Origin of the sequence: Pseudomonas sp. B14-6 (genome assembly GCF_013260315.1) — a bacterium.
GTDB lineage: Bacteria > Pseudomonadota > Gammaproteobacteria > Pseudomonadales > Pseudomonadaceae > Aquipseudomonas > Aquipseudomonas mandelii.
The window spans coordinates 2,310,521-2,336,511 of record NZ_CP053929.1; the positions used below are offsets into that span (position 1 = coordinate 2,310,521).

General features: G+C 60.2%; 23 protein-coding genes. 19 read left to right on the forward strand and 4 right to left on the reverse strand.

Annotated features, from left to right (window positions below; all coding sequences use genetic code 11):
- The first annotated feature begins 226 nt into the window (after nt 1-226).
- Nucleotides 227-1,636: an MATE family efflux transporter gene (locus HP062_RS10510; protein ID WP_172791383.1), complete on the forward strand. Its 1,410-nt coding sequence runs from the start codon at nt 227-229 to the stop codon at nt 1,634-1,636.
- Here HP062_RS10510 and tusA read toward each other — a convergent pair.
- On the reverse strand, nt 1,633-1,884 hold the full coding sequence (tusA, locus tag HP062_RS10515; RefSeq protein ID WP_007907805.1) for a sulfurtransferase TusA: 252 nt from the start codon (nt 1,882-1,884) through the stop codon (nt 1,633-1,635). The two genes, HP062_RS10510 and tusA, sit on opposite strands and share 4 nt — an antisense overlap.
- A 165-nt stretch (nt 1,885-2,049) precedes the next feature.
- Nucleotides 2,050-3,123 carry a 23S rRNA (cytidine(2498)-2'-O)-methyltransferase RlmM gene (gene rlmM / locus HP062_RS10520; RefSeq protein WP_172791384.1) on the reverse strand — a complete coding sequence of 358 codons (1,074 nt, stop codon included), beginning with the start codon at nt 3,121-3,123 and terminating at the stop codon, nt 2,050-2,052.
- 222 nt (nt 3,124-3,345) lie between these two features.
- Here rlmM and acnA point away from each other — a divergent pair, with 222 nt between their 5' ends.
- The 4 genes from acnA (at nt 3,346) to HP062_RS10540 (ending at nt 9,492) form a co-directional block, all read left to right on the forward strand.
- On the forward strand, nt 3,346-6,087 hold the full coding sequence (gene acnA, locus HP062_RS10525) for an aconitate hydratase AcnA (protein ID WP_010456394.1): 2,742 nt from the start codon (nt 3,346-3,348) through the stop codon (nt 6,085-6,087).
- A 244-nt stretch (nt 6,088-6,331) separates the two neighbouring features.
- The gene (locus HP062_RS10530) at nt 6,332-7,123 is read left to right on the forward strand and encodes a CPBP family intramembrane glutamic endopeptidase (RefSeq protein ID WP_010456396.1); all 792 of its coding nucleotides are present in this window, start codon (nt 6,332-6,334) and stop codon (nt 7,121-7,123) included.
- Nucleotides 7,124-7,226: 103 nt separating this feature from the next.
- Nucleotides 7,227-8,792 (forward strand): PAS domain-containing methyl-accepting chemotaxis protein, encoded by a 1,566-nt coding sequence (locus HP062_RS10535; RefSeq protein ID WP_010456398.1) that lies wholly within the window; start codon nt 7,227-7,229, stop codon nt 8,790-8,792.
- Nucleotides 8,793-8,988: 196 nt separating this feature from the next.
- Nucleotides 8,989-9,492 carry a hypothetical protein gene (locus HP062_RS10540; protein WP_256666154.1) on the forward strand — a complete coding sequence of 168 codons (504 nt, stop codon included), beginning with the start codon at nt 8,989-8,991 and terminating at the stop codon, nt 9,490-9,492.
- A 133-nt stretch (nt 9,493-9,625) separates the two neighbouring features.
- Here the strand turns inward: HP062_RS10540 and HP062_RS10545 are convergent, their stop codons facing one another.
- Nucleotides 9,626-10,312 (reverse strand): alpha/beta family hydrolase, encoded by a 687-nt coding sequence (locus HP062_RS10545; RefSeq protein ID WP_077748215.1) that lies wholly within the window; start codon nt 10,310-10,312, stop codon nt 9,626-9,628.
- A gap of 95 nt (nt 10,313-10,407) precedes the next feature.
- On the opposite strand from HP062_RS10545, the gene ccoN (HP062_RS10550) reads away from it, so the two are divergent.
- The 8 genes from ccoN (HP062_RS10550) (at nt 10,408) to ccoP (HP062_RS10585) (ending at nt 17,326) form a co-directional block, all read left to right on the forward strand.
- The gene (ccoN, locus tag HP062_RS10550; protein ID WP_010456403.1) at nt 10,408-11,832 is read left to right on the forward strand and encodes a cytochrome-c oxidase, cbb3-type subunit I; all 1,425 of its coding nucleotides are present in this window, start codon (nt 10,408-10,410) and stop codon (nt 11,830-11,832) included.
- Nucleotides 11,833-11,842: 10 nt separating this feature from the next.
- The gene (ccoO, locus tag HP062_RS10555; protein ID WP_010456405.1) at nt 11,843-12,451 is read left to right on the forward strand and encodes a cytochrome-c oxidase, cbb3-type subunit II; all 609 of its coding nucleotides are present in this window, start codon (nt 11,843-11,845) and stop codon (nt 12,449-12,451) included.
- A 21-nt stretch (nt 12,452-12,472) separates the two neighbouring features.
- Complete coding sequence (locus HP062_RS10560; RefSeq protein ID WP_102594714.1) at nt 12,473-12,673, forward strand: cbb3-type cytochrome c oxidase subunit 3; 201 nt, start codon at nt 12,473-12,475, stop codon at nt 12,671-12,673.
- Nucleotides 12,670-13,623: a cytochrome-c oxidase, cbb3-type subunit III gene (gene ccoP, locus HP062_RS10565; RefSeq protein ID WP_172791386.1), complete on the forward strand. Its 954-nt coding sequence runs from the start codon at nt 12,670-12,672 to the stop codon at nt 13,621-13,623. Before HP062_RS10560 ends, ccoP (HP062_RS10565) begins: the two co-directional genes overlap by 4 nt.
- A 481-nt stretch (nt 13,624-14,104) precedes the next feature.
- Complete coding sequence (gene ccoN / locus HP062_RS10570) at nt 14,105-15,547, forward strand: cytochrome-c oxidase, cbb3-type subunit I (protein WP_010456410.1); 1,443 nt, start codon at nt 14,105-14,107, stop codon at nt 15,545-15,547.
- Complete coding sequence (gene ccoO, locus HP062_RS10575; protein ID WP_010456412.1) at nt 15,547-16,155, forward strand: cytochrome-c oxidase, cbb3-type subunit II; 609 nt, start codon at nt 15,547-15,549, stop codon at nt 16,153-16,155. Before ccoN (HP062_RS10570) ends, ccoO (HP062_RS10575) begins: the two co-directional genes overlap by 1 nt.
- A 5-nt stretch (nt 16,156-16,160) precedes the next feature.
- Entirely contained in the window at nt 16,161-16,346 is a 186-nt protein-coding gene (locus HP062_RS10580) for a CcoQ/FixQ family Cbb3-type cytochrome c oxidase assembly chaperone (protein ID WP_003175465.1), read from the forward strand.
- Nucleotides 16,343-17,326, forward strand: a complete 984-nt coding sequence (gene ccoP, locus HP062_RS10585) for a cytochrome-c oxidase, cbb3-type subunit III (RefSeq protein ID WP_010456414.1) — start codon at nt 16,343-16,345, stop codon at nt 17,324-17,326. The genes HP062_RS10580 and ccoP (HP062_RS10585) overlap by 4 nt, the downstream gene beginning before the upstream one ends.
- A 55-nt stretch (nt 17,327-17,381) precedes the next feature.
- Here ccoP (HP062_RS10585) and HP062_RS10590 read toward each other — a convergent pair whose 3' ends face one another.
- Entirely contained in the window at nt 17,382-18,383 is a 1,002-nt protein-coding gene (locus HP062_RS10590; protein ID WP_172791387.1) for a metallophosphoesterase, read from the reverse strand.
- Between the two features lie 517 nt (nt 18,384-18,900).
- On the opposite strand from HP062_RS10590, the gene ccoG reads away from it, so the two are divergent.
- The 6 genes from ccoG (at nt 18,901) to hemN (ending at nt 25,971) form a co-directional block, all read left to right on the forward strand.
- On the forward strand, nt 18,901-20,316 hold the full coding sequence (gene ccoG / locus HP062_RS10595) for a cytochrome c oxidase accessory protein CcoG (protein ID WP_010456417.1): 1,416 nt from the start codon (nt 18,901-18,903) through the stop codon (nt 20,314-20,316).
- A gap of 11 nt (nt 20,317-20,327) precedes the next feature.
- On the forward strand, nt 20,328-20,867 hold the full coding sequence (locus HP062_RS10600) for a FixH family protein (protein WP_010456420.1): 540 nt from the start codon (nt 20,328-20,330) through the stop codon (nt 20,865-20,867).
- Nucleotides 20,868-21,041: 174 nt separating this feature from the next.
- A complete protein-coding gene (locus tag HP062_RS10605; protein WP_172791388.1) occupies nt 21,042-23,492 on the forward strand; it encodes a heavy metal translocating P-type ATPase in 2,451 nt (816 codons plus the stop codon).
- A 22-nt stretch (nt 23,493-23,514) separates the two neighbouring features.
- A complete protein-coding gene (gene ccoS, locus HP062_RS10610) occupies nt 23,515-23,733 on the forward strand; it encodes a cbb3-type cytochrome oxidase assembly protein CcoS (protein WP_042932684.1) in 219 nt (72 codons plus the stop codon).
- The gene (locus HP062_RS10615; RefSeq protein ID WP_172791389.1) at nt 23,726-24,409 is read left to right on the forward strand and encodes a sulfite exporter TauE/SafE family protein; all 684 of its coding nucleotides are present in this window, start codon (nt 23,726-23,728) and stop codon (nt 24,407-24,409) included. Before ccoS ends, HP062_RS10615 begins: the two co-directional genes overlap by 8 nt.
- A gap of 179 nt (nt 24,410-24,588) precedes the next feature.
- Nucleotides 24,589-25,971, forward strand: coding sequence for an oxygen-independent coproporphyrinogen III oxidase (gene hemN, locus HP062_RS10620; protein WP_010456429.1), 1,383 nt, complete (start codon nt 24,589-24,591; stop codon nt 25,969-25,971).
- The last annotated feature ends 20 nt before the right edge of the window (nt 25,972-25,991 follow it).

Sequence of the window (25,991 nt, forward strand, 5' to 3'; positions counted from 1 at the left end):
GTCGCGCAGCGGCCCCAACCCTAGCGATCCGGTTTTGACAGGCTTATCACTTGCAAGGCTATGGGACTGCTGCGCAGTCCAGCGGGAGCAAGCTCCCTCGCCACACAGTGTTCAGCATTAACCCGGATCGGTAATTACAAATAGCTAACACAGGATTTTTCCTGACCACTGCGTCAGGGCGTAGAATGCGCCGCCTTGCGCATCAACATCTCTGGACGTTTCGCCCTTGAATTCCGTGACTGACCGCCCCGCCGCTACTTCCCTCACCCGCCCGGCCAGGGTTCGCCTGGAGCTGAAAAACCTGCTTGGCCTGGCGCTGCCGATCATGATCGCGCAACTGGCGACCACCGCCATGGGCTTCGTCGATGCGGTGATGGCGGGACGGGTCGGCCCGCGCGACTTGGCGGCCGTGGCGCTCGGCAACTCAATCTGGGTTCCAGTGTTTCTGTTGATGACCGGCACCTTGCTGGCCACTACTCCGAAAGTCGCCCAGCGCTTCGGTGCCGGCACCCACAGCGAAATCGGCCCGATTGTACGTCAGGCACTGTGGCTGGCCTTGGTGGTGGGTTTGATGGCGACCGGCATGCTGTTCAGCGCCGAACCGATCCTGCACATGATGAAGGTCGATCCCGAGCTGATCGGCCCGTGCATGCAGTATCTGCACGGCATCGCCAGCGGTCTGCCCGCCGTCGCCTTCTATCATGTGTTGCGTTGTTTCAGTGACGGCCTGGGACGCACACGTCCAGCGATGGTGCTGGGCCTCTGCGGATTGGCGTTGAACATTCCGCTGAACTACATCTTCATCTATGGCCACTTCGGCGTGCCGGCCATGGGCGGGGTCGGGTGCGGCTGGGCCACTGCGATCGTGATGTGGGTGATGGCGCTGGGCATGGCCGGTTGGGAGCGTTGGGCACCGGCGTACCAGTCGAGTCAGTTGTTCAGCCGTTTCGACTGGCCGCAATGGTCGGTGATCAAACGTCTGCTCGGTATCGGCCTGCCGATCGGCATCGCAGTGTTCGCCGAGTCGAGCATCTTCGCCGTAATCGCCCTGCTGATCGGCAGCCTCGGCGCCACCGTGGTGGCCGGACATCAGATCGCCCTGAACTTCAGCTCGCTGGTGTTCATGATCCCTTACTCCCTCGGCATGGCCGTCACGGTGCGGGTCGGCCAGGCACTCGGTCGCCAGGAACCCCGTGAGGCACGCTTCGCTGCCGGGGTCGGCATGGGCACGGCGCTGGCGTATGCCTGTGTTTCGGCGAGCATGATGCTGTTGCTGCGCGAACACATCGCTACGATCTACACCGCCGACCCGACGGTCATACGCGTGGCAGCGATGCTGATTGTGTATTCGGCGCTGTTCCAGTTCTCCGACGCAATCCAGGTCACGGCGGCCGGCGCACTGCGCGGTTACCAGGACACTCGGGTGACGATGATCCTGACCTTGTTCGCCTATTGGGGCATCGGTTTGCCGGTGGGCTACGCCTTGGGCCTGACCGACTGGTTCGGCACGCCGAGCGGCCCGAGCGGGCTGTGGCAGGGTTTGATCGTAGGCTTGAGTTGCGCGGCGCTGATGCTGTCGATCCGCCTGACGCGCAGTGCACGCAAGCGAATCCGCATCAGTCATTCGACGGGTTAAGCGAGTTTCTTGCGGATCCAGTAGAGGTAGGTGCCGGCCTCTTCGTGCTGCGCGACCAGTTCGTGGTCGAGGAATACGCAGAACTTGGGAATATCGCGACGGGTCGAGGGATCGGTCGCGATTACCTTGAGCAGGCCACCGGGCACCAGGTCACGGATGTGCTGGTGCAGCATCATCACCGGTTCCGGGCAGTTGAGGCCGGTGGCGTCGAGGGTGCCGTCTACCGGCGTATCAATCATTTCACTCATGATTCACTCCTGAAGCTGGCCGGCATTGTCGCGCATTGCCGGGGTTCGGTCATCTGTGTCGTACACCGCCCGCCTGTAGGAGCGAGGCTTGCCCGCGAAGAGGCCCTTGAGGACGCCAAAAGCTTCGCGGGCAAGCCTCGCTCCTACAAGGGGGTGCGGTGTGTATCAGCGGGATTTCGGTTTCTTCACGTCGATCCGGCGCAAGTGGCACGTCACTTCTTCACGGTCGTGATACAGCTGCTTGCAGCCGATCTCGACCCGAATGCCGCGCTCCTTTAAACCGTCGGCGATGCGTTCCAGCAAGCGTTTCACTTCGGCGTAACGCTGTTTCATCGGCAACTTCAGGTTGACCACCGCTTCGCGGCAATGCCCCTCGCCAATCCATTCTTCCAGCATCGCGGCGTTGCGCGCCGGTTTCTCGACGATGTCGCAGACCATCCAGTCCACCGGTTGCTTGGGCTTGAAGGTGAAACCGTCGGCCATCAGGTGCTGCACTAAACCAGTGTCCATCAAGCTTTCGGCCATCGGACCGTTGTCAATCGCCGTCACCAGCATGCCGCGGTTGACCAGTTGCCAGGTCCAGCCGCCGGGGGCGGCACCGAGGTCGACGCCGGTCATGTCGCTGTGCAGGCGCTCATCCCACTGATCGCGGGGGATAAAGTGGTGCCACGCCTCTTCCAGCTTCAACGTCGAACGGCTCGGCGCCTCACGAGGAAACTTCAGACGCGGAATGCCCATCGGCCACATCGCCGAGTTGTTGGACTCGGCCAGCCCCATGAACACTTCGCGGCCGCTTTTGAAGGTCAGCAGCAGGCGCGGCTTGTGCGCATCCTCGACCAACTTGCCGGCCGCCATCAGCGCCTTGCGCAGGTGCCCTTCGAATTTCTTGCAGAAGTTCGACAGCTCCTTGCCATCGTTGGTGTCGACCATTTCCAGCCACAGGCTGCCGCACAGCGGGAAGTCCGCCATGTGCGCAAGGATCACGCTGATGCGGTCGGTTTCCGGCAGGTCGATGAAAATTCCGCGCGCCCATTGGCGCGGGAAGATCAGCTCGGCGAAACGCTGGCCACGCATCAGCCGCTCGGCGCCGTCTTCTTCGGTGCAGATGAATTCAGCGCAGGCGCTGGCGGTCTTGGCTTTGGCATAACCGGCCACGTTCAGCCGCGCGGCGTGTTCGGAAATCTCGGAACAGACTTCGCCTTCGAAGCCCGGCCGGCAATGCATAAAGAGGGTGTTCATTCTTACTCCTGGGCAGTTGGCGAAGAATTCAGCCACTGCGCGATGCCCAGGCTTGCGTTGAAGCAAAGCCTGTCACGAAAACCGGCGCATGATAGCCGAGTTCGGAACCTTGGACTTGGCCATAGAGTCCAGTTATTAGCTTTAACATTCAAACAGGGCTAGGTTGAAAGCTCTGTCCGTCCCCTCAGTCCGTAGCCGTGCGGACTCAAAGGAGTGATCGCAATGCCGTCCCTCGATAGCCTGAACACCCTTAAAACCCTGCAAGTCGACGACAAGACCTATCACTATTTCAGCTTGCCCGATGCCGCCAAAAGTCTGGGCGACCTGGACAAGCTGCCGATGTCGTTGAAAGTGCTGCTGGAAAACCTGCTGCGCTGGGAAGATGAAAAAACCGTCACCGGCGCCGACCTCCGGGCGATTGCCGCCTGGCTCAAGGAGCGTCGCTCCGACCGAGAAATTCAATACCGCCCCGCACGAGTATTGATGCAGGACTTTACCGGCGTGCCTGCCGTGGTCGACCTGGCCGCCATGCGCGCCGCCATGGCCAAGGCCGGTGGCGACCCCCAGCGGATCAATCCGCTCTCCCCTGTGGATCTGGTGATCGACCACTCGGTGATGGTCGACAAATTCGGCAGTTCCAGCGCCTTCGAACAGAACGTCGACATCGAAATGCAGCGCAACGGTGAACGTTACGCGTTCCTGCGCTGGGGCCAGAGCGCCTTCGACAACTTCAGCGTGGTGCCACCGGGCACGGGCATTTGCCACCAGGTCAACCTGGAATACCTCGGTCGCACGGTCTGGACCAAAGACGAGGATGGCCGCACCTACGCCTTCCCCGACACCCTGGTCGGCACCGACTCCCACACCACCATGATCAACGGTCTCGGCGTACTCGGCTGGGGCGTCGGCGGGATCGAAGCGGAAGCGGCGATGCTCGGCCAGCCGGTATCGATGCTGATTCCGGAAGTGATCGGCTTCAAACTCACCGGCAAGCTCAAGGAAGGCATCACCGCCACCGACCTGGTGCTGACCGTCACGCAGATGCTGCGCAAGAAAGGCGTCGTCGGCAAGTTCGTCGAATTCTATGGCGACGGCCTTGCCGACCTGCCGCTGGCCGACCGCGCGACCATCGCCAACATGGCCCCGGAATACGGCGCCACCTGCGGCTTCTTCCCGGTCGACGACATCACGCTGGAGTATCTGCGGCTCTCGGGTCGCCCACTGGCCACCGTGAAACTGGTCGAGGCCTACAGCAAAGCTCAGGGCCTGTGGCGACTGCCGGGCCAGGAACCGGTGTTCACCGACACCCTGGCACTGGACATGGCCAGCGTCGAAGCCAGCCTGGCAGGGCCTAAACGCCCACAGGACAGGGTTTCGCTGCCAAATGTCGCGCAAGCGTTCAGTGATTTCATCGACCTGCAATTCAAACCCACCAGCAAGGAAGTCGGTCGCCTCGAAAGTGAAGGCGGCGGTGGCGTCGCGGTGGGCAATGCCGATCTGGCGGGCGAAGCCGACTACGAATACGACGGCCAGACCTATCGGTTGAAAAACGGCGCGGTGGTGATCGCCGCGATCACCTCTTGCACCAACACCTCCAACCCGAGCGTGATGATGGCCGCCGGCCTGGTGGCGAAAAAAGCCGTGGAAAAAGGCCTCAAGCGCAAACCGTGGGTCAAGAGTTCGTTGGCCCCTGGCTCGAAAGTGGTCACCGACTACTACAAGGCTGCCGGCCTGACCCCGTATCTGGATGAGCTGGGTTTTGACTTGGTCGGCTATGGCTGCACCACTTGCATCGGCAACTCCGGCCCCTTGCCGGAGCCGATTGAAAAAGCCATCCAGGCCGCAGACCTGACCGTCGCCTCGGTGCTGTCGGGCAACCGCAACTTCGAAGGCCGCGTGCATCCGCTGGTGAAAACCAACTGGCTGGCCTCTCCGCCGCTGGTCGTCGCCTATGCGTTGGCCGGCACGGTGCGGACCGACATCAGCAGCGAACCGCTGGGTAACGACAAGGATGGCAATCCGGTGTACCTGCGGGACATCTGGCCGAGCACCCAAGAGATTGCCGACGCCGTGAGTCAGGTCAACACCGCCATGTTCCACAAGGAATACGCCGAGGTGTTTGCCGGCGACGAGCAATGGCAAGCGATTGAAGTGCCGCAGGCGGCGACGTATGTCTGGCAGGACGATTCGACTTACATCCAGCATCCACCGTTCTTCGATGACATCGGCGGTCCACCGCCGGTGGTCAAGGACGTTTCCGGCGCCAGGGTCCTTGCGCTGCTGGGCGACTCGGTGACCACCGACCACATCTCCCCCGCCGGCAACATCAAGGCGGACAGCCCGGCCGGTCAATACCTGCGCGATAAAGGCGTGGAGCCGCGGGACTTCAACTCCTATGGTTCCCGTCGCGGCAATCACGAAGTGATGATGCGCGGCACTTTCGCCAACATCCGCATTCGCAACGAAATGCTCAGCGGTGAAGAAGGCGGCAACACGATCTACATCCCCACAGGGGAAAGGATGCCGATCTACGACGCGGCCATGCGCTATCAAGCGTCGGGCACGCCGCTGGTGGTGATCGCAGGGCAAGAATACGGCACCGGTTCGAGCCGCGACTGGGCGGCCAAGGGCACTAATCTGCTGGGCGTGAAAGCGGTCATCGCCGAAAGCTTCGAGCGGATTCACCGTTCCAACCTGGTGGGCATGGGCGTGCTGCCGTTGCAGTTCAAGCTGGATCAGAACCGCAAGAGCCTGAACCTGACCGGCAAGGAGACGCTGGATATCCTTGGGTTGACCGGCGTCGAGTTGACGCCGCGGATGAACCTGACACTCATCATCACCCGCGAGAACGGCAGCCGCGAGAAAGTCGAGGTGCTGTGCCGGATCGATACGCTCAATGAAGTGGAATACTTCAAGGCAGGGGGGATTTTGCATTACGTGTTGCGGCAGTTGATTGCGTCGTAACCGCCTGCCGACACAGACACCGCCTTCGGGCGGTGTTTTTGTTTGGGCCTGTTTATAATCGCGCCCCGCAAACAGTGCACACTTTGTGGCGAGGGCGCTTGCTCCCGCTCGACTGCGAAGCAGTCGTAAAACAGCCGATGCGATCTGATTGAAGTATCGGGTCACCGGGTTTGGGGCTGCTTCGCACCCTAGCGGGAGCAAGCTCCCTTGCCACAAAAGCTCTTCAGCCTCAAAGGACTAATTTATGCTCGCCCTGCCATGGACATACCTGGCCCTTCTCTCCCTCGGCTACACCCTCGCCCTGACCTACGGCCACCTCGGCTGGCTGGCCGGCATCTCCGTCGCATTGTTGCTCGTCGCTGGTTTCGCGGTCCGTCAGCAAAAAATCCCCATCGCTCGCTTCCTCGGTCACGGCGTGTTCATCATCCTCGCCGTGGCCCTGGCGATGCATTGGCTGCCCGGTTTCTACAACGGTCGTGGCATCGACCCGCATCGCATCACCGACGATGCCGCGCCGTTTACCATGTACCTGAATCAGGACAAGCCCCTGATCGGCTTTTGGCTGTTACTGGTGTGTCCGTGGATTGTCGGCCGGCGCTCTTTGCGCCTTTCGGTTTATGCCACCGCACTCGCCCTGCCCCTGAGCGCCATCCTGGCCTTGGGTGGCGCACTCTTGCTGGGGATGATCAGTTGGGCGCCGAAGTGGCCGGACCAAGCCGGGCTGTGGGTGCTGAACAATCTGCTGCTGGTGACGCTGGTGGAGGAAGCGCTGTTTCGCGGTTACGTCCAGGGTGGGCTGAGCCGGCATTTCAAACACCTGCCTTACGGTGAAAACCTGGCATTGCTGCTCGCCTCGCTGTTGTTCGGCGTGGCGCATGCGGGCGCGGGTTGGCAATGGGTGCTGCTGGCGGGTCTGGCAGGTGTCGGCTATGGTCTGGCCTACCGTTTCGGCGGATTGGGGGCGGCCATCGCCACCCATTTCGGCTTGAACCTGCTGCATTTCGCACTGTTCACGTACCCGATGCTCGCCGGCTGATGCAATGGCCGTTTTGCGACGCGCCACTGATTATTGAAAAATATTTTCAATAAATTCCTGACGCCGCCGACAACCTCTCAAAGCCTTGCGGATTGAAAAAGCCATGCGTAACAACCAGCCCACCACACAACGCGAACGGACCTTTCCGGCTCAGCAACGGTTGATTTCCACCACCGATGCCAAGGGCGTGATCACCTACTGCAACGACGCCTTCGTCGAAATCAGCGGATTTTCTCGTGAAGAACTGATCCGTGCGCCGCATAACCTGGTCCGTCACCCCGACGTTCCGGCGGCGGTGTTCGCGCACATGTGGGGCACACTGAAACAAGGCTTGCCATGGATGGGCATTGTCAAGAATCGCTGCAAGACCGGTGACCACTACTGGGTTAACGCCTATGTCACACCGGTGTTCGAAGGCAATCAGGTGATCGGCTACGAATCGGTGCGGATCAAACCCACCGCCGAGCAGATCCGCCGTGCCGAGGCGCTCTACCAACGCATCAACCAGGGCAAGTCGGCCATTCCTTCGACAGACAAATGGCTGCCAGTCCTTCAGGACTGGGTGCCGTTCATTCTGGTCAGTCAACTGAGCTTCATGATCGGTGCGTCGCTCAACTCCCACTGGGGTTTCGCCCTGGCCGCCGGCCTGTCGGTGCCGCTGGGCTTGCTGGGCTTGAGCTGGCAACAGCGCGGCCTCAAGCGCTTGCTGGTGCTGGCAGGGCAAACCACCTCCGACCCGTTGATCGCGCAGATGTACACCGACAGCCGTGGCGCCCAGGCACGTCTGGAGATGTCGATTCTCAGCCAGGAAGCACGTCTGAAAACCTGCCTGACCCGCCTGCAGGACACCGCCGAGCACCTGACCGAACAAGCCAGGCAGTCCGACACCCTGGCCCACAACAGTTCCACAGGCCTGGAACGTCAACGCGTCGAAACCGAGCAAGTGGCCACCGCCGTCAATCAGATGGCCGCCACCACGCAGGAAGTCGCCAGCCACGTGCAGCGCACCGCCGATGCGACTCAGGAAGCCAATCGCCTGACTGGTCGCGGTCGCGACATCGCCGGGGAAACCCGTGAAGCCATCCAGCGCTTGTCGGTGGTGGTCGGTGAAACCGGGATGACCGTAACCCAGCTGGCCAAGGACAGCGACGAAATCGGTGGCGTGGTCGATGTCATCAAGGGCATCGCCGACCAGACCAACCTGCTGGCCCTGAACGCCGCCATCGAAGCGGCCCGTGCCGGCGAGATGGGCCGTGGTTTTGCCGTGGTGGCTGACGAAGTGCGTCAACTGGCGCAACGCACCAGCGAATCCACCGGACAGATTCATGCCCTGATCGCCAAGCTGCAACAAACCGCCAGCACCGCAGTGCAAACCATGGAAGCCGGGCATCGTCAGGCTGAAGAAGGCGTGGCGCGGGTACTGGAAGCGGATCAGGCGCTGGTAGGGATCAGCGAGGCGGTGGCCAACATCACCGACATGACCACCCAGATTGCGGCGGCGACCGAAGAGCAAAGTGCGGTGGCTGAAGAGATCAGCCGCAACATCAGCAACATCTCGCAGCTGGCTGACCAGACGTCGGAACAGGCACAGCACTCGGCGCTGTTGAGTGAAGAGCTGACCAAGACGGCGAATACCCAGTATTCGTTGGTGGAGCGGTTTAACCGCTGACAGTCACTGGAAAGACAAAAACCCGGACGGTGAAAACCTCCGGGTTTTTTTATTTTTGCAAATCGTGAAATGTTTTCAAGGAGGCACCTGTCAGTTCTGACAGTAGTCGAAAAAACCCAGGAGGCTTATCAAGGAGACGGTCGCGTTGTCCATCGGACAATGGCTACCGAACTCTTACCAGCAAAAGGATTTCATCATGACAACCCACGCGACCTTTATCCCTAAAAAATGCGCAACGTTCGCAAACGAAAACATCTTTCAGTGGAAATACGGAACCATCAAGAAAACTGCAGAATTCAGTGATTTTTACCAAGGTGAATTTTTCGGTGAGTTTTATTGGTCTATTGGTGGAGGAATGGGTACGGCTGCGGAGGAAAACACGTTTGTTTTCAGTATGACGCTACCCTACAACGGTGACGATGCACTGCCAGGTGTCTATTCGCTAGATAACGGGCTGAGCTTTCTCCATGGCCACTGGATTCCAGCGCCTCCCGGCTTCAATGGCTTTCGAACGGTGGATGCAGACTCTGCCACGCTGAACATTATCAACTACAATCCCGTGACAGACATCGTCGAAGGCACATTCGAAGCCCTGTTCAAAAGCCATGGTTATCGTCTGAATCCAAAAGGCACATTCACCATGAAAAGACTGCGGCCTTCAACGCAAATGCCAGACGCACAAAGGGAAAGCACTCCGTGACTTTTAAACAGTCAAAATAATCAGACACAACCCCGCCCCCATAAGTTTTCGGTGTTGAAGATCTCACTCACAACACAATAAAAAGTGGGGAGCGGGTTTGCCCGCGAAGCGGCCCAAACGGGCACCACCTCTTTCACTGAAGAAATGCAGCCACCCGACTCGCCGCCGAAGCCAAATGCTGCTCATGGGTCAACCCGGAAGCCTTCAACGGCTTCAAGTCATGATCCCCTGCCACCAGCCAGAACACCTCGATGCCCGGCGCCAACGCATAACCTTCGACCGCCTCGCGATTGCCCAGGGCATCGCGCTCGCCCTGTACGATCAACGTCCGGGTCTTGAGCCCGGCCAAATGCTCGACCCGAGGTTTCTCCGGTTTACCCACCGCATAAAACGGATAACCCAGGCACACCAACGCATCCGCCCCCAACTCATCCGCCAAAAGACTGGCCATCCGCCCGCCCATGGACTTGCCGCCAATCGCCAGACGCCCAGTGACATGGCGTCGCACCTCGGCGTACACCTCACGCCAGCACTCCAGCAGTTTCGGCGCCGGATTCGGTGGGCGCTTACCCCCGTCGACACGCCGCTGCGCCATGTACGGAAACTCGAAGCGCAACACGTTGACGCCTTGATCGGCGAGGCGTGCAGCCATGTCGTTCATCCAGACGCTGTCCATTGGCGCACCGGCGCCATGGGCGAGAATCAGCGTCACAGGATCCGCCGAAGCCTTTGAAGCCGCTTCATTCCACAACCATCCATGTTCCCGCACACACCGCGCCCATTGATCCCCGTCAATACTGGCCTTGTGCTCTTTGTCCATGCTTGCCTCGCTTTTAGTCTGCCTATAACTCCAGGCGAAGGGAGCGTTGCCTTGCGCAAACGCCTTCACTTCGGCTGAACCGTGGATGGGGAACCATGAACACTTCTATCAGTACCGCCTACAACTACAAGGTGGTCCGCCAATTCGCCATTATGACGGTGGTGTGGGGCATCGTCGGCATGGGGCTCGGGGTTTTTCTCGCAGCCCAATTGGTCTGGCCTGAACTCAACTTCGATTTGCCGTGGACCAGTTTCGGCCGGTTGCGCCCTCTGCACACCAACGCGGTGATCTTCGCCTTCGGCGGTTGCGCCCTGTTCGCCAGTTCGTTCTATTCGGTGCAACGCACCTGTCAGACCCAGTTGTTCGCGCCGAAAATCGCCGCGTTCTGCTTCTGGGGCTGGCAACTGGTGATCCTGCTGGCGGCCATCAGCCTGCCGCTGGGTTACACCAGCTCCAAGGAATACGCCGAGCTGGAATGGCCGATCGACATCCTGATCACCATCGTCTGGGTCGCCTACGCCATTGTGTTCTTCGGTACGCTGGCCAAGCGCAAGACCAAGCACATCTACGTCGGCAACTGGTTCTTCGGTGCGTTCATCATCACCGTGGCGATTCTGCACATCGTCAACAACGTTGAGCTGCCGGTGAGTTTCACCAAGTCCTACTCGGTCTATGCCGGTGCCACCGATGCCATGGTCCAGTGGTGGTACGGCCACAACGCCGTGGGCTTTTTCCTCACCGCCGGTTTCCTCGGGATGATGTACTACTTCGTGCCGAAACAGGCTGAGCGCCCGGTGTACTCCTATCGCTTGTCGATCGTGCACTTCTGGGCGCTGATCACCCTGTACATCTGGGCCGGTCCGCACCACTTGCACTACACCGCGCTGCCAGACTGGGCACAGTCGCTGGGCATGGTGATGTCGCTGATCCTGCTGGCACCAAGCTGGGGCGGGATGATCAACGGGATGATGACGCTCTCGGGCGCCTGGCATAAATTGCGCAGCGACCCGATCCTACGCTTCCTTGTCGTGTCGCTGGCGTTCTACGGCATGTCGACCTTTGAAGGGCCGATGATGGCCATCAAAACGGTCAACGCCCTCTCCCACTACACCGACTGGACCATCGGCCACGTTCACGCCGGCGCCCTCGGTTGGGTGGCGATGATTTCCATCGGCGCGCTGTACCACATGATCCCGAAAATCTTCGGTCGCCCGCAGATGTACAGCATCGGCCTGATCAATGCGCACTTCTGGCTCGCGACCATCGGCACCGTGCTCTACATCGCTTCGATGTGGGTCAACGGCATCGCCCAGGGCCTCATGTGGCGCGCAGTCAACGAAGACGGCACGCTGACCTACTCCTTCGTCGAAACCCTGGTGGCCAGCCACCCAGGCTTCGTCGTGCGACTGGTGGGCGGTGCGATCTTCCTCAGCGGGATGTTCCTGATGGCTTACAACACCTGGCGCACCGTGCGGGCCTCGCAGCCTGCCGAAGTCGCCGCTGCCGCGCAGATGGCCTGAGGAGTCCGCCATGAAACACGAAACAATCGAGAAAAACGTCGGCCTGCTGATGCTGCTGATGGTTCTGGCGGTGAGCATCGGCGGTCTGACCCAGATCGTCCCGCTGTTCTTCCAGGACGTGACCAACAAACCGGTGGAAGGCATGAAGCCCTACACCGCCCTGCAACTGGAAGGTCGCGACATTTACATCCGCGAAGGCTGTGTCGGTTGCCACTCGCAGATGATCCGGCCGTTCCGTGCCGAGACCGAACGCTACGGGCACTACTCGGTGGCAGGGGAAAGCGTGTGGGATCACCCGTTCCTCTGGGGCTCCAAGCGTACCGGTCCGGACCTGGCCCGGGTCGGCGCACGCTACTCGGATGACTGGCACCGTGCGCACTTGTACAACCCGCGCAACGTCGTGCCGGAGTCGAAAATGCCTGGCTACCCATGGCTGGTCACGCAAGCGGTCGACAGCAGCCACACCGAAACCAAGATCCGCACCATGCGCACCCTCGGCGTGCCATACAGCGATGACGACATCAGCGGCGCGGTCGCCAGCCTCAAGGGCAAGACCGAAATGGACGCACTCGTTTCTTATCTGCAAGTGCTCGGCACTGCCATCAAGAGCAAGAGGTGAGCCATGACCATGCCCTTCGAAATAGTGAGCGAGATAAGCAGTGGAATGATCCGCGGCCTGGGCACGGTCGTGGTGTTCGTGGCTTTCGTCGGCCTGACGCTATGGGTGTTCAACAGCAAGCGCAACCCGGAATTCGCCGAAGCGCGTTTGCTGCCGTTCGCCGATGAACCCCTGGCCGACGACGCCACCCAAGAACCTGAAACAAGGAGTACCCGGCCATGACCACCTTCTGGAGTACGTGGATCTGCGTACTGACTATCGGCAGCCTGATCGGCCTGACCTGGCTGCTGGTCGGCACCCGCAAGGGTGAAACCAAGGGCAGTGTCGACCAGACCATGGGCCACAGCTTCGACGGCATCGAGGAGTACGACAATCCGCTGCCGCAGTGGTGGTTCATGCTGTTCGCCGGCACGCTGGTGTTTGCCGTGGGCTACCTGATTCTTTATCCGGGCCTGGGCAACTGGAAAGGCGTCCTGCCGGGTTACGAGGACGGCTGGACCGGCGTCCACGAATGGGAAAAGGAGATGAACAAGGCAGACGCCAGGTTTGGGCCGATCTTCGCCAAATTCGCGGCCATGCCCGTTGAAGAAGTGGCGAAGGACCCGCAAGCGCTGAAAATGGGCGGTCGTCTGTTCGCGTCCAACTGCTCGGTGTGCCACGGCTCGGATGCCAAGGGCGCTTTCGGCTTCCCGAACCTGGCCGACAGCACCTGGCGCTGGGGCGGTGACGCCGAGATGATCAAGACCACGATCATGGGCGGTCGAATGGCGGCAATGCCGGCCTGGGGGGAAATCCTCGGTGAGGCCGGTGTGAAGAACGTGGCCGCGTATGTACGTCATGAACTGGCGGGCCTGCCATTGCCGGCTGGCGACACCGCCGACCTGCAAGCCGGACAGCAAGCGTTCAGCACCACGTGCGTAGCCTGTCACGGTGCAAACGGCAAGGGTACTGAAGCCATGGGCGCGCCGAACCTGACGCAACCGGCCGGGTTCATCTACGGTACAAGCCTGGCGCAACTTCAGCAGACCATCCGCCATGGCCGCCAGGGCCATATGCCGGCGCAGAATGAACTGCTCGGCAACGACAAGGTGCAACTGTTGGCCGCTTACGTTTACAGCCTGTCCCACGGTCTGAACACCGAGCGTTTGCAAGCAGAAGGCAAACGCGAATAAATCTCGACCGCTCTACTGCCGCATTCGCCCGGATGCGGCAGTTCCCTGCCTCTTTGCGACCAAGTGTCGCACCCCTCCGTTGGTCCTCCTTTCGGTTCACCAGATTCGGGTCTAAGCTTGCTCCGATGCGGACTGGCATGAGCCGGTTCCAGGTCGACCTTGCCCGATGTGTTCAACGAATCTGCTCGATGACAGGCCGCAAAGGCTGGTAGATACCGGCTGTCGTGCCAATTGCCGTCGGTCACCCGATCGTTGTGTTTGAACACACCCCGTAACAACTGACCTGCCCCCTCACCCTTTTCGTTCGCTGCGACATTTTGTCCGAGGTCAATTTTGTCCTTACGCGGCGCATGGAAAGGCCGCAGAATCAGCTTTTGAAAGCATTGACCCAGGTCATGGCGCGTTGCAATGACCCCCGCTTTCTACATACTTGCGGCCGATTTTTACTCCTAATAAAACACCCAAACCGTGGAACCTTAGAATGAGCACAGCAATCAGTCCGACTGCTTATAACTATAAGGTAGTCCGCCAGTTCGCCATCATGACGGTGGTCTGGGGGATCCTTGGCATGGGGCTTGGTGTCTTCATCGCCTCACAGCTTGTATGGCCGGAATTGAACTTCGGTCTGCCGTGGACGACTTTTGGACGCTTACGCCCGTTGCACACCAACCTGGTGATTTTCGCCTTCGGTGGTTGTGCTCTGTTTGCCACTTCTTATTACGTCGTGCAGCGAACCTGCCAAACGCGACTGATTTCCGACAGCCTCGCGGCCTTCACCTTCTGGGGTTGGCAAGCGGTGATCGTCGGCGCGATCATTACCTTGCCGCTGGGTTACACCACCACCAAGGAATACGCGGAACTGGAATGGCCCCTGGCTATTCTGCTGGCCATCGTCTGGGTGTCCTACGGTCTGGTGTTCTTCGGCACCATCACCAAGCGCAATACCAAGCACATCTATGTGGGTAACTGGTTCTACGGCGCCTTCATCGTCGTGACGGCGATGCTGCACATCGTCAACCACGCGTCCCTGCCGGTCAGTTTCTTCAAGTCCTACTCGGCCTACGCCGGTGCGACTGACGCAATGATCCAGTGGTGGTACGGCCACAACGCGGTCGGTTTCTTCCTGACCACCGGCTTCCTGGGGATGATGTACTACTTCGTTCCGAAGCAGGCCGAGCGTCCGATCTACTCCTATCGCCTGTCGATCGTGCACTTCTGGGCGCTGATCACCCTGTACATCTGGGCCGGTCCGCACCACCTGCACTACACCGCGCTGCCAGACTGGGCTCAGTCGCTGGGCATGGCGATGTCGATCATCCTGCTGGCGCCAAGCTGGGGCGGCATGATCAACGGCATGATGACCCTGTCGGGAGCCTGGCATAAGCTGCGCACCGACCCGATCCTGCGCTTCCTGGTGGTGTCGCTGGCCTTCTACGGCATGTCGACCTTTGAAGGCCCGATGATGGCCATCAAGACCGTGAACTCGCTGTCGCACTACACCGACTGGACCATCGGCCACGTACACGCCGGTGCCTTGGGCTGGGTTGCGATGATCTCGATCGGCGCCATCTACCACATGATCCCGAAACTGTTCGGTCGCGCGCAGATGCACAGCATCGGCCTGATCAACACGCATTTCTGGCTCGCGACCATCGGTACCGTTCTGTACATCGCTTCGATGTGGGTCAACGGCATCACCCAGGGTCTGATGTGGCGTGCAATCAACGACGACGGCACCCTCACCTACTCGTTCGTCGAAGCCCTGCAAGCCAGCCATCCTGGTTTCATCGTTCGCGCCCTGGGCGGTGCGTTCTTCGCCAGCGGCATGCTGTTCATGGCCTACAACGTATGGCGTACCGTACGTGCCTCGAACCCGGCTGAAGCCAAAGCTGCTGAACAGATTGCTGTAGTTGGAGCTCACTGATGAAGCATGAAGCAGTCGAGAAGAATATTGGCCTGCTGGCCTTCTTCATGGTTATCGCCGTCAGCGTCGGCGGCCTGACCCAGATCGTTCCGCTGTTTTTCCAGGACGTCACCAACAAGCCGGTCGAAGGCATGAAGCCTCGCACCGCCCTTGAACTGGAAGGCCGCGACATTTACATCGCCAACGGTTGTGTCGGCTGCCACTCGCAGATGATCCGCCCGTTCCGTGCTGAAACCGAACGTTACGGCCACTACTCGGTTGCCGGTGAAAGCGTCTGGGACCACCCGTTCCTGTGGGGTTCCAAGCGTACCGGTCCGGACCTGGCCCGTGTCGGCGGTCGTTACTCCGATGACTGGCAGCGTGCGCATTTGTACAACCCGCGCAACGTAGTGCCCGAGTCGAAAATGCCGGCCTACCCGTTCCTCGTGGAAAACAAGCTCGACGGCAAAGACACCGCCAAGAAAATGGAAGTCTTGCGCACGCTCGGCGTCCCTTACACCGACGAAGACATCGCCGGCGCCAAGGATGCTGTGAAGGGCAAAACCGAAATGGACGCGCTGGTGGCCTATCTGCAAGGCCTGGGCACCATCATCAAAAGCAAACGGTGATTTAGATGGATATCGGGATGATTCGTGGCCTGGGCACCGTTGTTGTGATGGTGGCCTTCATCGGTCTGGCGTTGTGGGTATTCAGCCCCAAGCGCAAGTCGGAGTTTGAAGACGCGACCTTGCTGCCTTTCGCGGATGATCCCGAAGCCATCAAGCACGTCGAGCAAGCTTCTAGGAGTAACAAAGAATGACTACGTTCTGGAGTCTGTACGTCACAGTCCTCAGTCTCGGCACGATCTTCGCCCTGACCTGGCTGCTGCTGTCCACCCGCAAGGGCCAGCGCAGCGAAGCCACCGAAGAAACGGTTGGCCACTCCTTCGACGGGATCGAGGAGTACGACAACCCACTGCCGAAATGGTGGTTCATGCTGTTCGTGGGCACCATCATCTTCGCCCTGGGCTATCTGGTGCTGTACCCGGGCCTGGGTAACTGGAAAGGCCTGTTGCCGGGTTACAACTACCTGGATAACGAGAAGCAGACCGCGTTCGCCAACGGCCAGACCGGCTGGACCGGCGTTCACGAGTGGGAAAAGGAAATGGCCAAGTCGGACGCCAAGTTCGGCCCGATCTTCGCCAAGTTCGCTTCGATGCCGATTGAAGAAGTCGCCAAGGACCCGCAAGCCCTGAAGATGGGTGGCCGCCTGTTCGCCTCCAACTGCTCGGTCTGCCACGGCTCCGACGCCAAGGGCGCTTATGGCTTCCCTAACCTGACCGACGCCGACTGGCGCTGGGGCGGTGAGGCAGAAACCATCAAGACCACCATCATGGGTGGCCGCCACGCGGTCATGCCGGCATGGGCTGACGTGATCGGCGAGCAAGGCGTTGCGGACGTTGCTTCGTTCGTACTGATCAACCTCGATGGCCGCAAGCTGCCGGAAGGCACCAAGGCCGATCCGGTTGCCGGTCAGAAGCTGTTCGCCGCCAACTGCGCGGTGTGCCACGGTCCGGAAGGCAAAGGCACGCCAGCCATGGGCGCGCCGAACCTGACTCACCCGGCTGCGTTCATCTACGGTTCGAGCTTCGCTCAATTGCAGCAGACCATCCGTTATGGCCGTCAGGGCCAGATGCCTGCGCAAGAACAGCTGCAAGGCAACGACAAGGTTCACCTGCTGGCCGCTTACGTCTACAGCCTTTCTCACGGTGAGAAAGCGCCGGCGGAAGACGCTCAGTAAGGCCAACGCCTGACGCAACAAACAAGGCCCCGCCAGTGATCTGGCGGGGCCTTTTTCATGGGCGACTGGCCCAGATCGATTTTACCGGTACCGTACCCAACAGCTTTCGGCTCTGCCATTGGTTGTCCTTCACCAGGTTGATCTGCAACTGCTTGCGATCCTCCGAGAAACTGGCAACCAGGTAGGTTTGCTGAGAAGTGGCACCGCTCAGGTACATCGGCACGCCATTCACTTCATAGGCATCACCACCTTGATCATGGAGATGGCCGGCGAAGATGGCAGTGACCTCATACTTCCTGATCATCTGATAAAAGCGCCACTCTTGCTCACTATTACCCATCATTTCGAGTGGCTTGTGCATGTTGATAATGATGGCGTAACCCTGAGTCCGAGCGACTCTCAAATCGTTTTCAAGCCAATCCAGGGTACTGGTGATGTCGAACGTCGTCGGGTTTAACGCATGAGCAATCCTGGTGGCATAGGTCGGCTCATTATTGAGTTGCACCATATGGACGTCCCCTATGTTCTTGGAATAGGCGAGACTGCCGGAATACAGCCGACTCAGAAAATTGCCGGTAATTTTCAAATCAAAATTATCAACCTTATTTTCATGATGCTCTTTAAACTCCACGATACTGCCGGCCGCACAGTTATTGCTGAAGCAATCATCCACGTTGTTCTCATAGTCGTGGTTACCCAGGCCATACAAGAAATCGCCATTGAAGTATTTTTTCAACATCGAGTTCATGTAAGAGCGCTGCCAGCCGTGACCGAAAGCGGTGATGTCGCCATTAATCATCAGCGGCACGTGGGATTGCGCATGGTTCTTGCGGAAGTCGGCAATACTCGCAAACTGAGTCTCCACCAGCCATTTTGAACGTGTATTGAAATCCGCATCGGACTCGGGCTCCCTGCGGTCGAGCTTGTCCGTCCACGGGTACTGCGTATCCGAAGCGAAGATCATATGACGTGGGGCACCTTCGATTGAATAGGCCAAAGGCGCCATAGACAGCAGGCACACGCCCAGCACAAACCGCTTAACTTTCTTAGAAATCATAGAATTCCGTTTCCATTAGTATTAGATAAAGTGTGCAACTAACAAACCGCACCCAATCAACCTATTAGAAACAGACAAAAACTTCAAACAACTCATAAAGACCAATTAAATAAATATATTTCCGCTGCACGTCGTAAAACAACAACTTACCCAACCTCAAGTTGGTTAGTTCAACGCATTGCAAGTTTCAAAACGGCGCCTGAAATGACGGCGGCCATGGCGTAAAGTGCTGCGGCAGGCTTGTGGCATGACTGAGGTCAGCAGTTCTGCTCCCGTCGGCCACGCACCGGCCAGGAATCGCCCCATCCTCTGACTCTACATCACGAAAAACCGTCCATAATCCACAAGTCAATTGATTCAAGTCACTACACCATCAATTGAATTTGCCCAACGCGACCAAAGGTCGCACCCTTGAGCCAGAGCGACAGGCGTATCATTGCGCCACTGCAACACCTCTTTTTGACCGCGGTCGGCATGTACTGACCGAGGCATTTTTCCACTGCCGTGGGATGCAATGATGAGCAATCAGATTCCGGTACACGACGTCACACCGCCTGCCAAAGACGCAAACAACAGCGTCGATCTTTACGCCTCTCGAGAAAAAATCTACACCCGTGCCTTCACCGGCCTGTTCCGCAACCTGCGGATGATGGGCGGTGCCGGGTTGTTTCTGCTGTATTTCGGTACGGTCTGGCTGAACTGGGGCGGTCATCAAGCCGTCTGGTGGAACCTGCCGGAACGCAAATTCTTCATCTTTGGCGCGACCTTCTGGCCCCAGGATTTCATCCTGCTCTCCGGGATCCTGATCGTCAGCGCCTTCGGCCTGTTCTTCATTACCGTGTACGCCGGTCGGGTGTGGTGCGGTTATACCTGCCCGCAAAGCGTCTGGACGTGGATTTTCATGTGGTGCGAAAAGGTCACCGAAGGCGACCGCAACCAGCGCATCAAGCTCGACAAGGCGCCGATGAGCGCCAACAAATTCCTGCGTAAACTCAGCAAGCACTCGATGTGGCTGTTGATCGGCTTCGTCACCGGCATGACCTTCGTCGGGTACTTCTCGCCCATTCGCGAACTGACCATCGACTTCTTCACCGGCGAAGCGGATGGCTGGTCGTATTTCTGGGTCGGTTTCTTCACCCTCGCCACCTACGGCAACGCCGGCTGGTTGCGTGAGCAAGTGTGCATTTACATGTGCCCGTATGCGCGCTTCCAGAGCGTGATGTTCGACAAGGACACGCTGATCGTGTCCTACGATCCTCGCCGTGGTGAAAGCCGCGGCCCGCGCAAGAAAGGCGTCGACTACAAGGCTATGGGCCTGGGCGATTGCATCGATTGCACCATGTGTGTCCAGGTCTGCCCGACCGGCATCGACATTCGCGACGGTCTGCAGATCGAATGCATCGGCTGCGCGGCGTGCATCGATGCCTGCGACAGCATCATGGACAAGATGGACTACCCGCGCGGGTTGATCAGCTACACCACCGAGCACAACCTGTCCGGGCAAAAAACCCATAAACTGCGCCCGCGGCTGATCGGCTATGCCCTGGTGTTGCTGGCCATGATGGGCTTGCTGGCGGGCGCGTTCTTCATGCGTTCACTGGTCGGTTTCGACGTCAGTAAGGACCGCGTGCTGTATCGCGAGAACGCCGAAGGCCGGATCGAGAACGTCTACAGCCTGAAGATCATGAACAAAGACCAGCGCGACCATACCTACGTACTGGAAGCCTCCGGTCTGCCGGACCTCAAGCTGCAAGGCAAGCGCGAGATCAAAGTCGCCGCCGGGGAGATTTTCAGCCAGCCAGTCGAACTGTCCATGGCACCGGAAAAATTGCCGTCGAGCACCAACGAGGTGAAATTCATCCTCAAGGATGCCGACGACGACAGCATCCACGTTGAAGCCAAGAGCCGATTCATCGGCCCACAAATTCGTTGAGAGAAGTAATCATGCCCGCAGCAAACGCCGCAAGCCCTTGGTACAAGCATCTTTGGCCATGGATCATCATCGCCATCCTGGCTTGTTCCGTGACGTTGACCCTGTCCATGGTGACCATCGCGGTGAACAACCCGGACAACCTGGTCAACGATAACTACTACGAGGCCGGCAAAGGCATCAACCGCTCCCTTGATCGTGAGCTGCTGGCCCAGACCCTGCTGCTGCGGGCCAGCGTTCACCTGGATGACGTAACCGGCGAAGTCGACCTGCGCCTGAGCGGCAACAGCCAACCTGAAACCCTTGAGCTGAACCTGATCTCGCCGACCCAGCCGGAAAAGGATCGCAAGATCACCCTTGCCCGCAGTGAAACAGAGCAGGGTCGCTATATCGGTCAATTGAGCGACAAGATTGAAGGCCGTCGTTTTGTCGAATTGCTGGGCACTCAGGACGACCACATCTGGCGCATGTTCGAAGAAGAGCTGGTCAGCCATGATAAGGACCTGCTGCTCGGGGATGAGCCGCTGCAAGGCGCGGAAGACCTGAAGAAGTAAGTTCCAGTGAACACGGTCAACTGTGGCGAGGGAGCTTGCTCCCGCTGGGTGCGAAGCGCCCCCTGAAACCAGCAAACCGATTCTTTCAGTCATAGCGCGTTCGCAGGTTTACGACTGCTGCGCAGCCGAGCGGGAGCAAGCTCCCTCGCCACAATGGTTTCCATGGCAGCACAGATGACCACGCCAACCCCCTGCTACCACTGCGCCCTGCCCGTCCCGGCCGGCAGCCGCTTCACCGCTACGGTCCTCGGTGAAACCCGCGAGTTCTGCTGCCCGGGGTGCCAGGCCGTGGCTGAGGCGATCGTGGCCGGCGGGCTGGAAAGCTATTACCAGCACCGCAGCGAGTCATCGGCCAACCCCGAAGCCTTGCCGGTGCAGTTGGTGGATGAGTTGGCGCTCTACGACCGCGCCGATGTGCAGAAGCCTTTCGTGCGCCACGACGGCGAACTCGCCGAAACCACCCTGTTGATGGAAGGCATCAGCTGCGCCGCCTGCGGCTGGCTGATCGAAAAACACCTACGCGCCTTGCCGGCGGTGGCAGAGGCGCGACTGAACCTGTCCAACCATCGTCTTCACGTGCGCTGGGCCGACGCGCAATTGCCATTGAGTCAGGTGCTCAGCGAACTGCGCCACATCGGCTACGCCGCGCACCCGTACCAAGCCGACCGCGCCAGCGAACAACTGGCCAGCGAAAACCGCCTGGCCTTGCGCCAACTGGGCGTCGCCGGGTTGCTGTGGTTCCAGGCGATGATGGCGACCATGGCCACTTGGCCGGAATTCAACATCGATTTGAGTCCCGAGCTGCACACCATCCTGCGCTGGGTCGCACTGTTCCTCACCACGCCGATCGTGTTCTACAGCTGTGCGCCGTTCTTCAAAGGGGCGATGCGCGATTTGCGCACCCGACATCTGACCATGGACGTGTCGGTGTCGCTCGCCATCGGCAGTGCCTACATCGCCGGAATCTGGACCTCGATCACCGGCGTCGGCGAGTTGTATTTCGACGCGGTGGGAATGTTCGCGCTGTTCCTGCTGGCCGGTCGATACCTGGAACGCCGCGCCCGGGAGCGCACCGCCGCCGCCACCGCACAGCTCGTCAACCTGTTGCCGGCCTCGTGCCTGCGCCTGAGTGCCGACGGCCAGAGCGAACGAATCCTGCTCAGCGAACTGCGTGTCGGCGATCAGGTGCTGGTGCATCCGGGCGCCATTCTGCCGGCCGACGGCAAGATCCTCGATGGCCAGTCGAGCATTGACGAATCGCTGCTGACCGGCGAATACCTGCCGCAACCGCGCACCCAGGGCGACGCGGTCACCGCCGGCACCCTGAACGTCGAAGGCGCGTTGACCGTGCAAGTGCTGGCGCTGGGTCAGGACACGCGGCTGTCAGCCATCGTCCGCCTGCTGGACCGCGCCCAGGCCGAAAAGCCGCGACTGGCGGAAATCGCTGACCGCGCTGCGCAATGGTTCCTGCTGCTGTCATTGATCGCAGCAGCGGCAATCGGCCTGTTGTGGTGGGAGCTGGATTCGTCGCGAGCCTTCTGGATTGTCCTGGCGATGCTGGTTGCGACGTGCCCGTGCGCCTTGTCGCTGGCCACGCCGACCGCCCTCACGGCCGCCACCGGCACGTTGCACAAACTCGGTTTACTGCTGACCCGTGGCCATGTGCTGGAAGGCCTGAACCAGATCGACACGGTGATTTTCGACAAGACCGGCACGTTGACCGAGGGGCGATTGGCCTTGCGTTCGATCCGCCCGCTCGGCGCGCTCGACAGCGATCAATGCCTGAGTCTCGCCGCGGCCCTGGAAAACCGTTCCGAACACCCGATTGCCCGGGCATTTGGCCGAGCGCCGCTGGCGGCCGAAGAAGTCCTCAGCACGCCGGGGCTTGGCCTCGAGGGCCTGGTCGGCACGCAACGCCTGCGCATCGGCCAGCCGGGTTTTGTCTGCGAACTCAGTGGCGCGGCGACACCGGTCATGCCCGATGAAGCCGGGCAATGGCTGCTACTCGGCGACAGCCAGGGGCCGCTGGCGTGGTTTGTCCTCGATGACCGTTTGCGTGCCGATGCCCCGGCACTATTGGAAGCCTGCAAGGCCCGTGGCTGGCGCACCTTGCTGCTGTCGGGCGATACCTCACCGATGGTCGCCAGCGTGGCCGCCGAACTGGGCATCGACGAAGCCCGGGGCGGTTTGCGTCCGGATGACAAATTGCAGGTCCTGCAACAGTTGCACAAGGAAGGCCGCAAGGTGTTGATGCTCGGTGACGGCGTCAATGACGTGCCAGTGCTGGCCGCAGCCGACATCAGCGTGGCGATGGGTTCAGCCACCGACCTGGCGAAAACCAGCGCCGATGCGGTGTTGCTGTCCAACCGCCTCGATGCGCTGGTGCAGGCCTTCAGCCTGGCGCGGCGCACCCGTCGGGTAATCATCGAGAACCTGCTGTGGGCCGGGCTGTACAATGGCCTCATGTTGCCGTTCGCCGCCCTCGGCTGGATCACACCGGTATGGGCCGCGGTCGGCATGTCCATCAGTTCGTTGACCGTGGTGCTGAACGCCCTGCGCCTGACTCGCCTGCCGAGCGCGCCTGGCGTCCGGCCCACGCCAGAAACCCGCCCGCTGCCGGCCTGAGCCGCGCGGGCATGGAGTCCAGATGCCAGCTCTCTACGTGATGATCCCGGCCGCGCTGCTGATCGTGGCCATCGCTATCTATATCTTCTTCTGGGCGGTCGACAGCGGTCAGTACGACGACCTCGACGGCCCGGCCCACAGCATTCTGTTCGACGACCAGGACCCGAACCACCAGGCCGCAGTCGACGAAGCCAGCGGCCATCCGGCCAAACCGGACGACAAGGCGCCTCCGCATGCTTGAGTTGGCGCCACTGCTGGTGTCTGCGGTGATTCTCGGCCTGCTCGGCGGTGGGCATTGCCTGGGCATGTGCGGCGGCTTGATGGGCGCGCTCACCCTGGCGATTCCCAAGGAACAGCGCAGCCGCCGTTTTCGCCTGCTGCTGGCGTACAACCTGGGGCGAATTCTCAGCTATGCAACGGCCGGTCTTTTGATCGGCCTGGCGGGTTGGGCAGTGGCCAACAGCCCGGCCGCCATGTTCATGCGCGTGATCGCCGGATTGTTGCTGATCGCCATGGGCCTGTACCTCGCCGGCTGGTGGAGCGGCCTGACCCGTATCGAGAGCCTTGGCCGCGGCCTGTGGCGGCATATCCAGCCGGTCGCCAACAAACTGCTGCCGGTGTCGAGCCTGCCCCGCGCCTTATTGCTGGGCGCGCTGTGGGGCTGGTTGCCGTGCGGGTTGGTTTACAGCACGTTGCTGTGGGCGGCGAGCCAGGGCAATGCGCTGGACAGTGCGCTGCTGATGCTCGCGTTCGGACTCGGCACCTGGCCGGTGCTGCTGGCCACGGGGTTGGCGGCTGAGCGGGTCACGGCGTTGTTGCGCAAGCGCAGTGTGCGCATGACCGGTGGGTTGCTGGTGATGTTGTTCGGCATCTGGACCTTGCCTGGGCCGCATCAGCATTGGCTCATGGGGCATTAGATCGGTGGTGCGGCCTTCGCGGGCAAGCCTCGCTCCTACATTGAAATGCATTCCCCTGCTCGCGAAGAGGCCCTGACTGGCCACACATATCCTGACCGTTGATGCAAATCAAGATGCCCCGGCGTCGCCCCCCATAGACTTGCGAACACTGCCAGCCTATCCGGGGGAATGCCCGCATGATGCTCGACGCCATTCGTTGGGATACCGATCTGATCCGCCGTTACGACCTGGCGGGGCCGCGCTACACCTCTTACCCCACTGCCGTGCAATTCGACGGGCAGGTCGGCACGTTTGACCTGTTCCACGCCCTGCGCGACAGCCGTAAGGCCCAGCGCCCATTGTCGCTGTACGTGCATGTGCCGTTCTGCGCGAACATTTGTTACTACTGCGCGTGCAACAAAGTCATCACCAAGGACCGAGGCCGCGCCCTGCCCTATTTGCAGCGTCTTGAGCAGGAAATCCAGCTGATCGCCTGCCACCTCGACCCGGCGCAAAAAGTCGAACAACTGCACTTTGGCGGCGGCACCCCGACCTTTCTCAGCCACGACGAACTGCGCCAGTTGATGGCTCAGTTGCGCAAGCACTTCAACCTGCTGGACGACGATTCCGGCGACTACGGCATCGAGATCGACCCTCGCGAAGCCGACTGGTCGACCATGGGACTGCTGCGTGAACTGGGTTTCAACCGGGTCAGCATTGGCCTGCAAGACCTCGACCCGGCGGTGCAACGGGCGGTCAATCGCCTGCAAAGCCTGGAAGAAACCCGCGCCGTGATCGACGCCGCCCGGACCCTGCAATTCCGCTCGATCAACATCGACCTGATCTACGGCTTGCCGAAGCAGACCCCGGAAAACTTCGCGCGCACGGTCGACGAAGTCATTGCGCTGCAACCGGATCGGCTTTCGGTGTTCAACTACGCGCACCTGCCGGAACGCTTCATGCCGCAGCGGCGAATCAACAGCAACGAGTTGCCGACGCCGGCGCAGAAGCTGGAAATGCTGCAGCGCACCATCGAACAACTGACCGCTGCCGGCTACCGCTACATCGGCATGGACCACTTCGCCTTGCCCGACGATGAGCTGGCGATTGCCCAGGAAGAATCGACCCTGCAGCGTAACTTTCAGGGCTACACCACTCACGGTCATTGCGACCTGATCGGGCTGGGGGTCTCGGCCATCAGTCAGATCGGCGACCTCTACTGCCAGAACAACAGCGATTTGAACCAGTACCAGAACACCTTGGCCACCGCGCAACTGGCAACCAGCCGGGGCCTGATATGCAATGCTGATGACCGCGTGCGACGGGCGGTAATTCAGCAGTTGATCTGCACATTCAATCTGGAGTTCGCGCAGATCGAACAGGCCTTCAACATCGATTTTCGTGGTTACTTCGGTGACCTGTGGCCTCAGCTACAGACCATGGCCGAGGACGGCTTGATCAGCCTCGACAATGAGCGGATCAGCGTACTGCCCGCCGGTCGCTTGCTGGTGCGCTCGGTGTGCATGGTGTTCGATGCCTATTTGCAACAGCACAATCACCAGCGATTTTCGCGAGTGATTTAGTCATCCGTTCACTTGTCGGT

Bases quoted from the DNA above. Each gene is read 5' to 3' on its own strand.
- HP062_RS10600 (WP_010456420.1), top strand. From the start codon at position 20,328: ATGCCCGCAGCAAACGCCGCAAGCCCTTGGTACAAGCATCTTTGGCCA.
- ccoN (WP_010456403.1), top strand. From the start codon at position 10,408: ATGAACACTTCTATCAGTACCGCCTACAACTACAAGGTGGTCCGCCAA.
- HP062_RS10580 (WP_003175465.1), top strand. From the start codon at position 16,161: ATGGATATCGGGATGATTCGTGGCCTGGGCACCGTTGTTGTGATGGTG.
- HP062_RS10590 (WP_172791387.1), bottom strand. From the start codon at position 18,383: ATGATTTCTAAGAAAGTTAAGCGGTTTGTGCTGGGCGTGTGCCTGCTG.
- ccoO (WP_010456412.1), top strand. From the start codon at position 15,547: ATGAAGCATGAAGCAGTCGAGAAGAATATTGGCCTGCTGGCCTTCTTC.
- HP062_RS10535 (WP_010456398.1), top strand. From the start codon at position 7,227: ATGCGTAACAACCAGCCCACCACACAACGCGAACGGACCTTTCCGGCT.
- ccoP (WP_010456414.1), top strand. From the start codon at position 16,343: ATGACTACGTTCTGGAGTCTGTACGTCACAGTCCTCAGTCTCGGCACG.
- acnA (WP_010456394.1), top strand. From the start codon at position 3,346: ATGCCGTCCCTCGATAGCCTGAACACCCTTAAAACCCTGCAAGTCGAC.
- HP062_RS10540 (WP_256666154.1), top strand. From the start codon at position 8,989: ATGACAACCCACGCGACCTTTATCCCTAAAAAATGCGCAACGTTCGCA.
- HP062_RS10605 (WP_172791388.1), top strand. From the start codon at position 21,042: ATGACCACGCCAACCCCCTGCTACCACTGCGCCCTGCCCGTCCCGGCC.
- ccoS (WP_042932684.1), top strand. From the start codon at position 23,515: ATGCCAGCTCTCTACGTGATGATCCCGGCCGCGCTGCTGATCGTGGCC.
- ccoG (WP_010456417.1), top strand. From the start codon at position 18,901: ATGAGCAATCAGATTCCGGTACACGACGTCACACCGCCTGCCAAAGAC.
- ccoO (WP_010456405.1), top strand. From the start codon at position 11,843: ATGAAACACGAAACAATCGAGAAAAACGTCGGCCTGCTGATGCTGCTG.
- ccoN (WP_010456410.1), top strand. From the start codon at position 14,105: ATGAGCACAGCAATCAGTCCGACTGCTTATAACTATAAGGTAGTCCGC.
- rlmM (WP_172791384.1), bottom strand. From the start codon at position 3,123: ATGAACACCCTCTTTATGCATTGCCGGCCGGGCTTCGAAGGCGAAGTC.
- tusA (WP_007907805.1), bottom strand. From the start codon at position 1,884: ATGAGTGAAATGATTGATACGCCGGTAGACGGCACCCTCGACGCCACC.
- HP062_RS10545 (WP_077748215.1), bottom strand. From the start codon at position 10,312: ATGGACAAAGAGCACAAGGCCAGTATTGACGGGGATCAATGGGCGCGG.
- ccoP (WP_172791386.1), top strand. From the start codon at position 12,670: ATGACCACCTTCTGGAGTACGTGGATCTGCGTACTGACTATCGGCAGC.
- HP062_RS10530 (WP_010456396.1), top strand. From the start codon at position 6,332: ATGCTCGCCCTGCCATGGACATACCTGGCCCTTCTCTCCCTCGGCTAC.
- HP062_RS10615 (WP_172791389.1), top strand. From the start codon at position 23,726: ATGCTTGAGTTGGCGCCACTGCTGGTGTCTGCGGTGATTCTCGGCCTG.
- hemN (WP_010456429.1), top strand. From the start codon at position 24,589: ATGCTCGACGCCATTCGTTGGGATACCGATCTGATCCGCCGTTACGAC.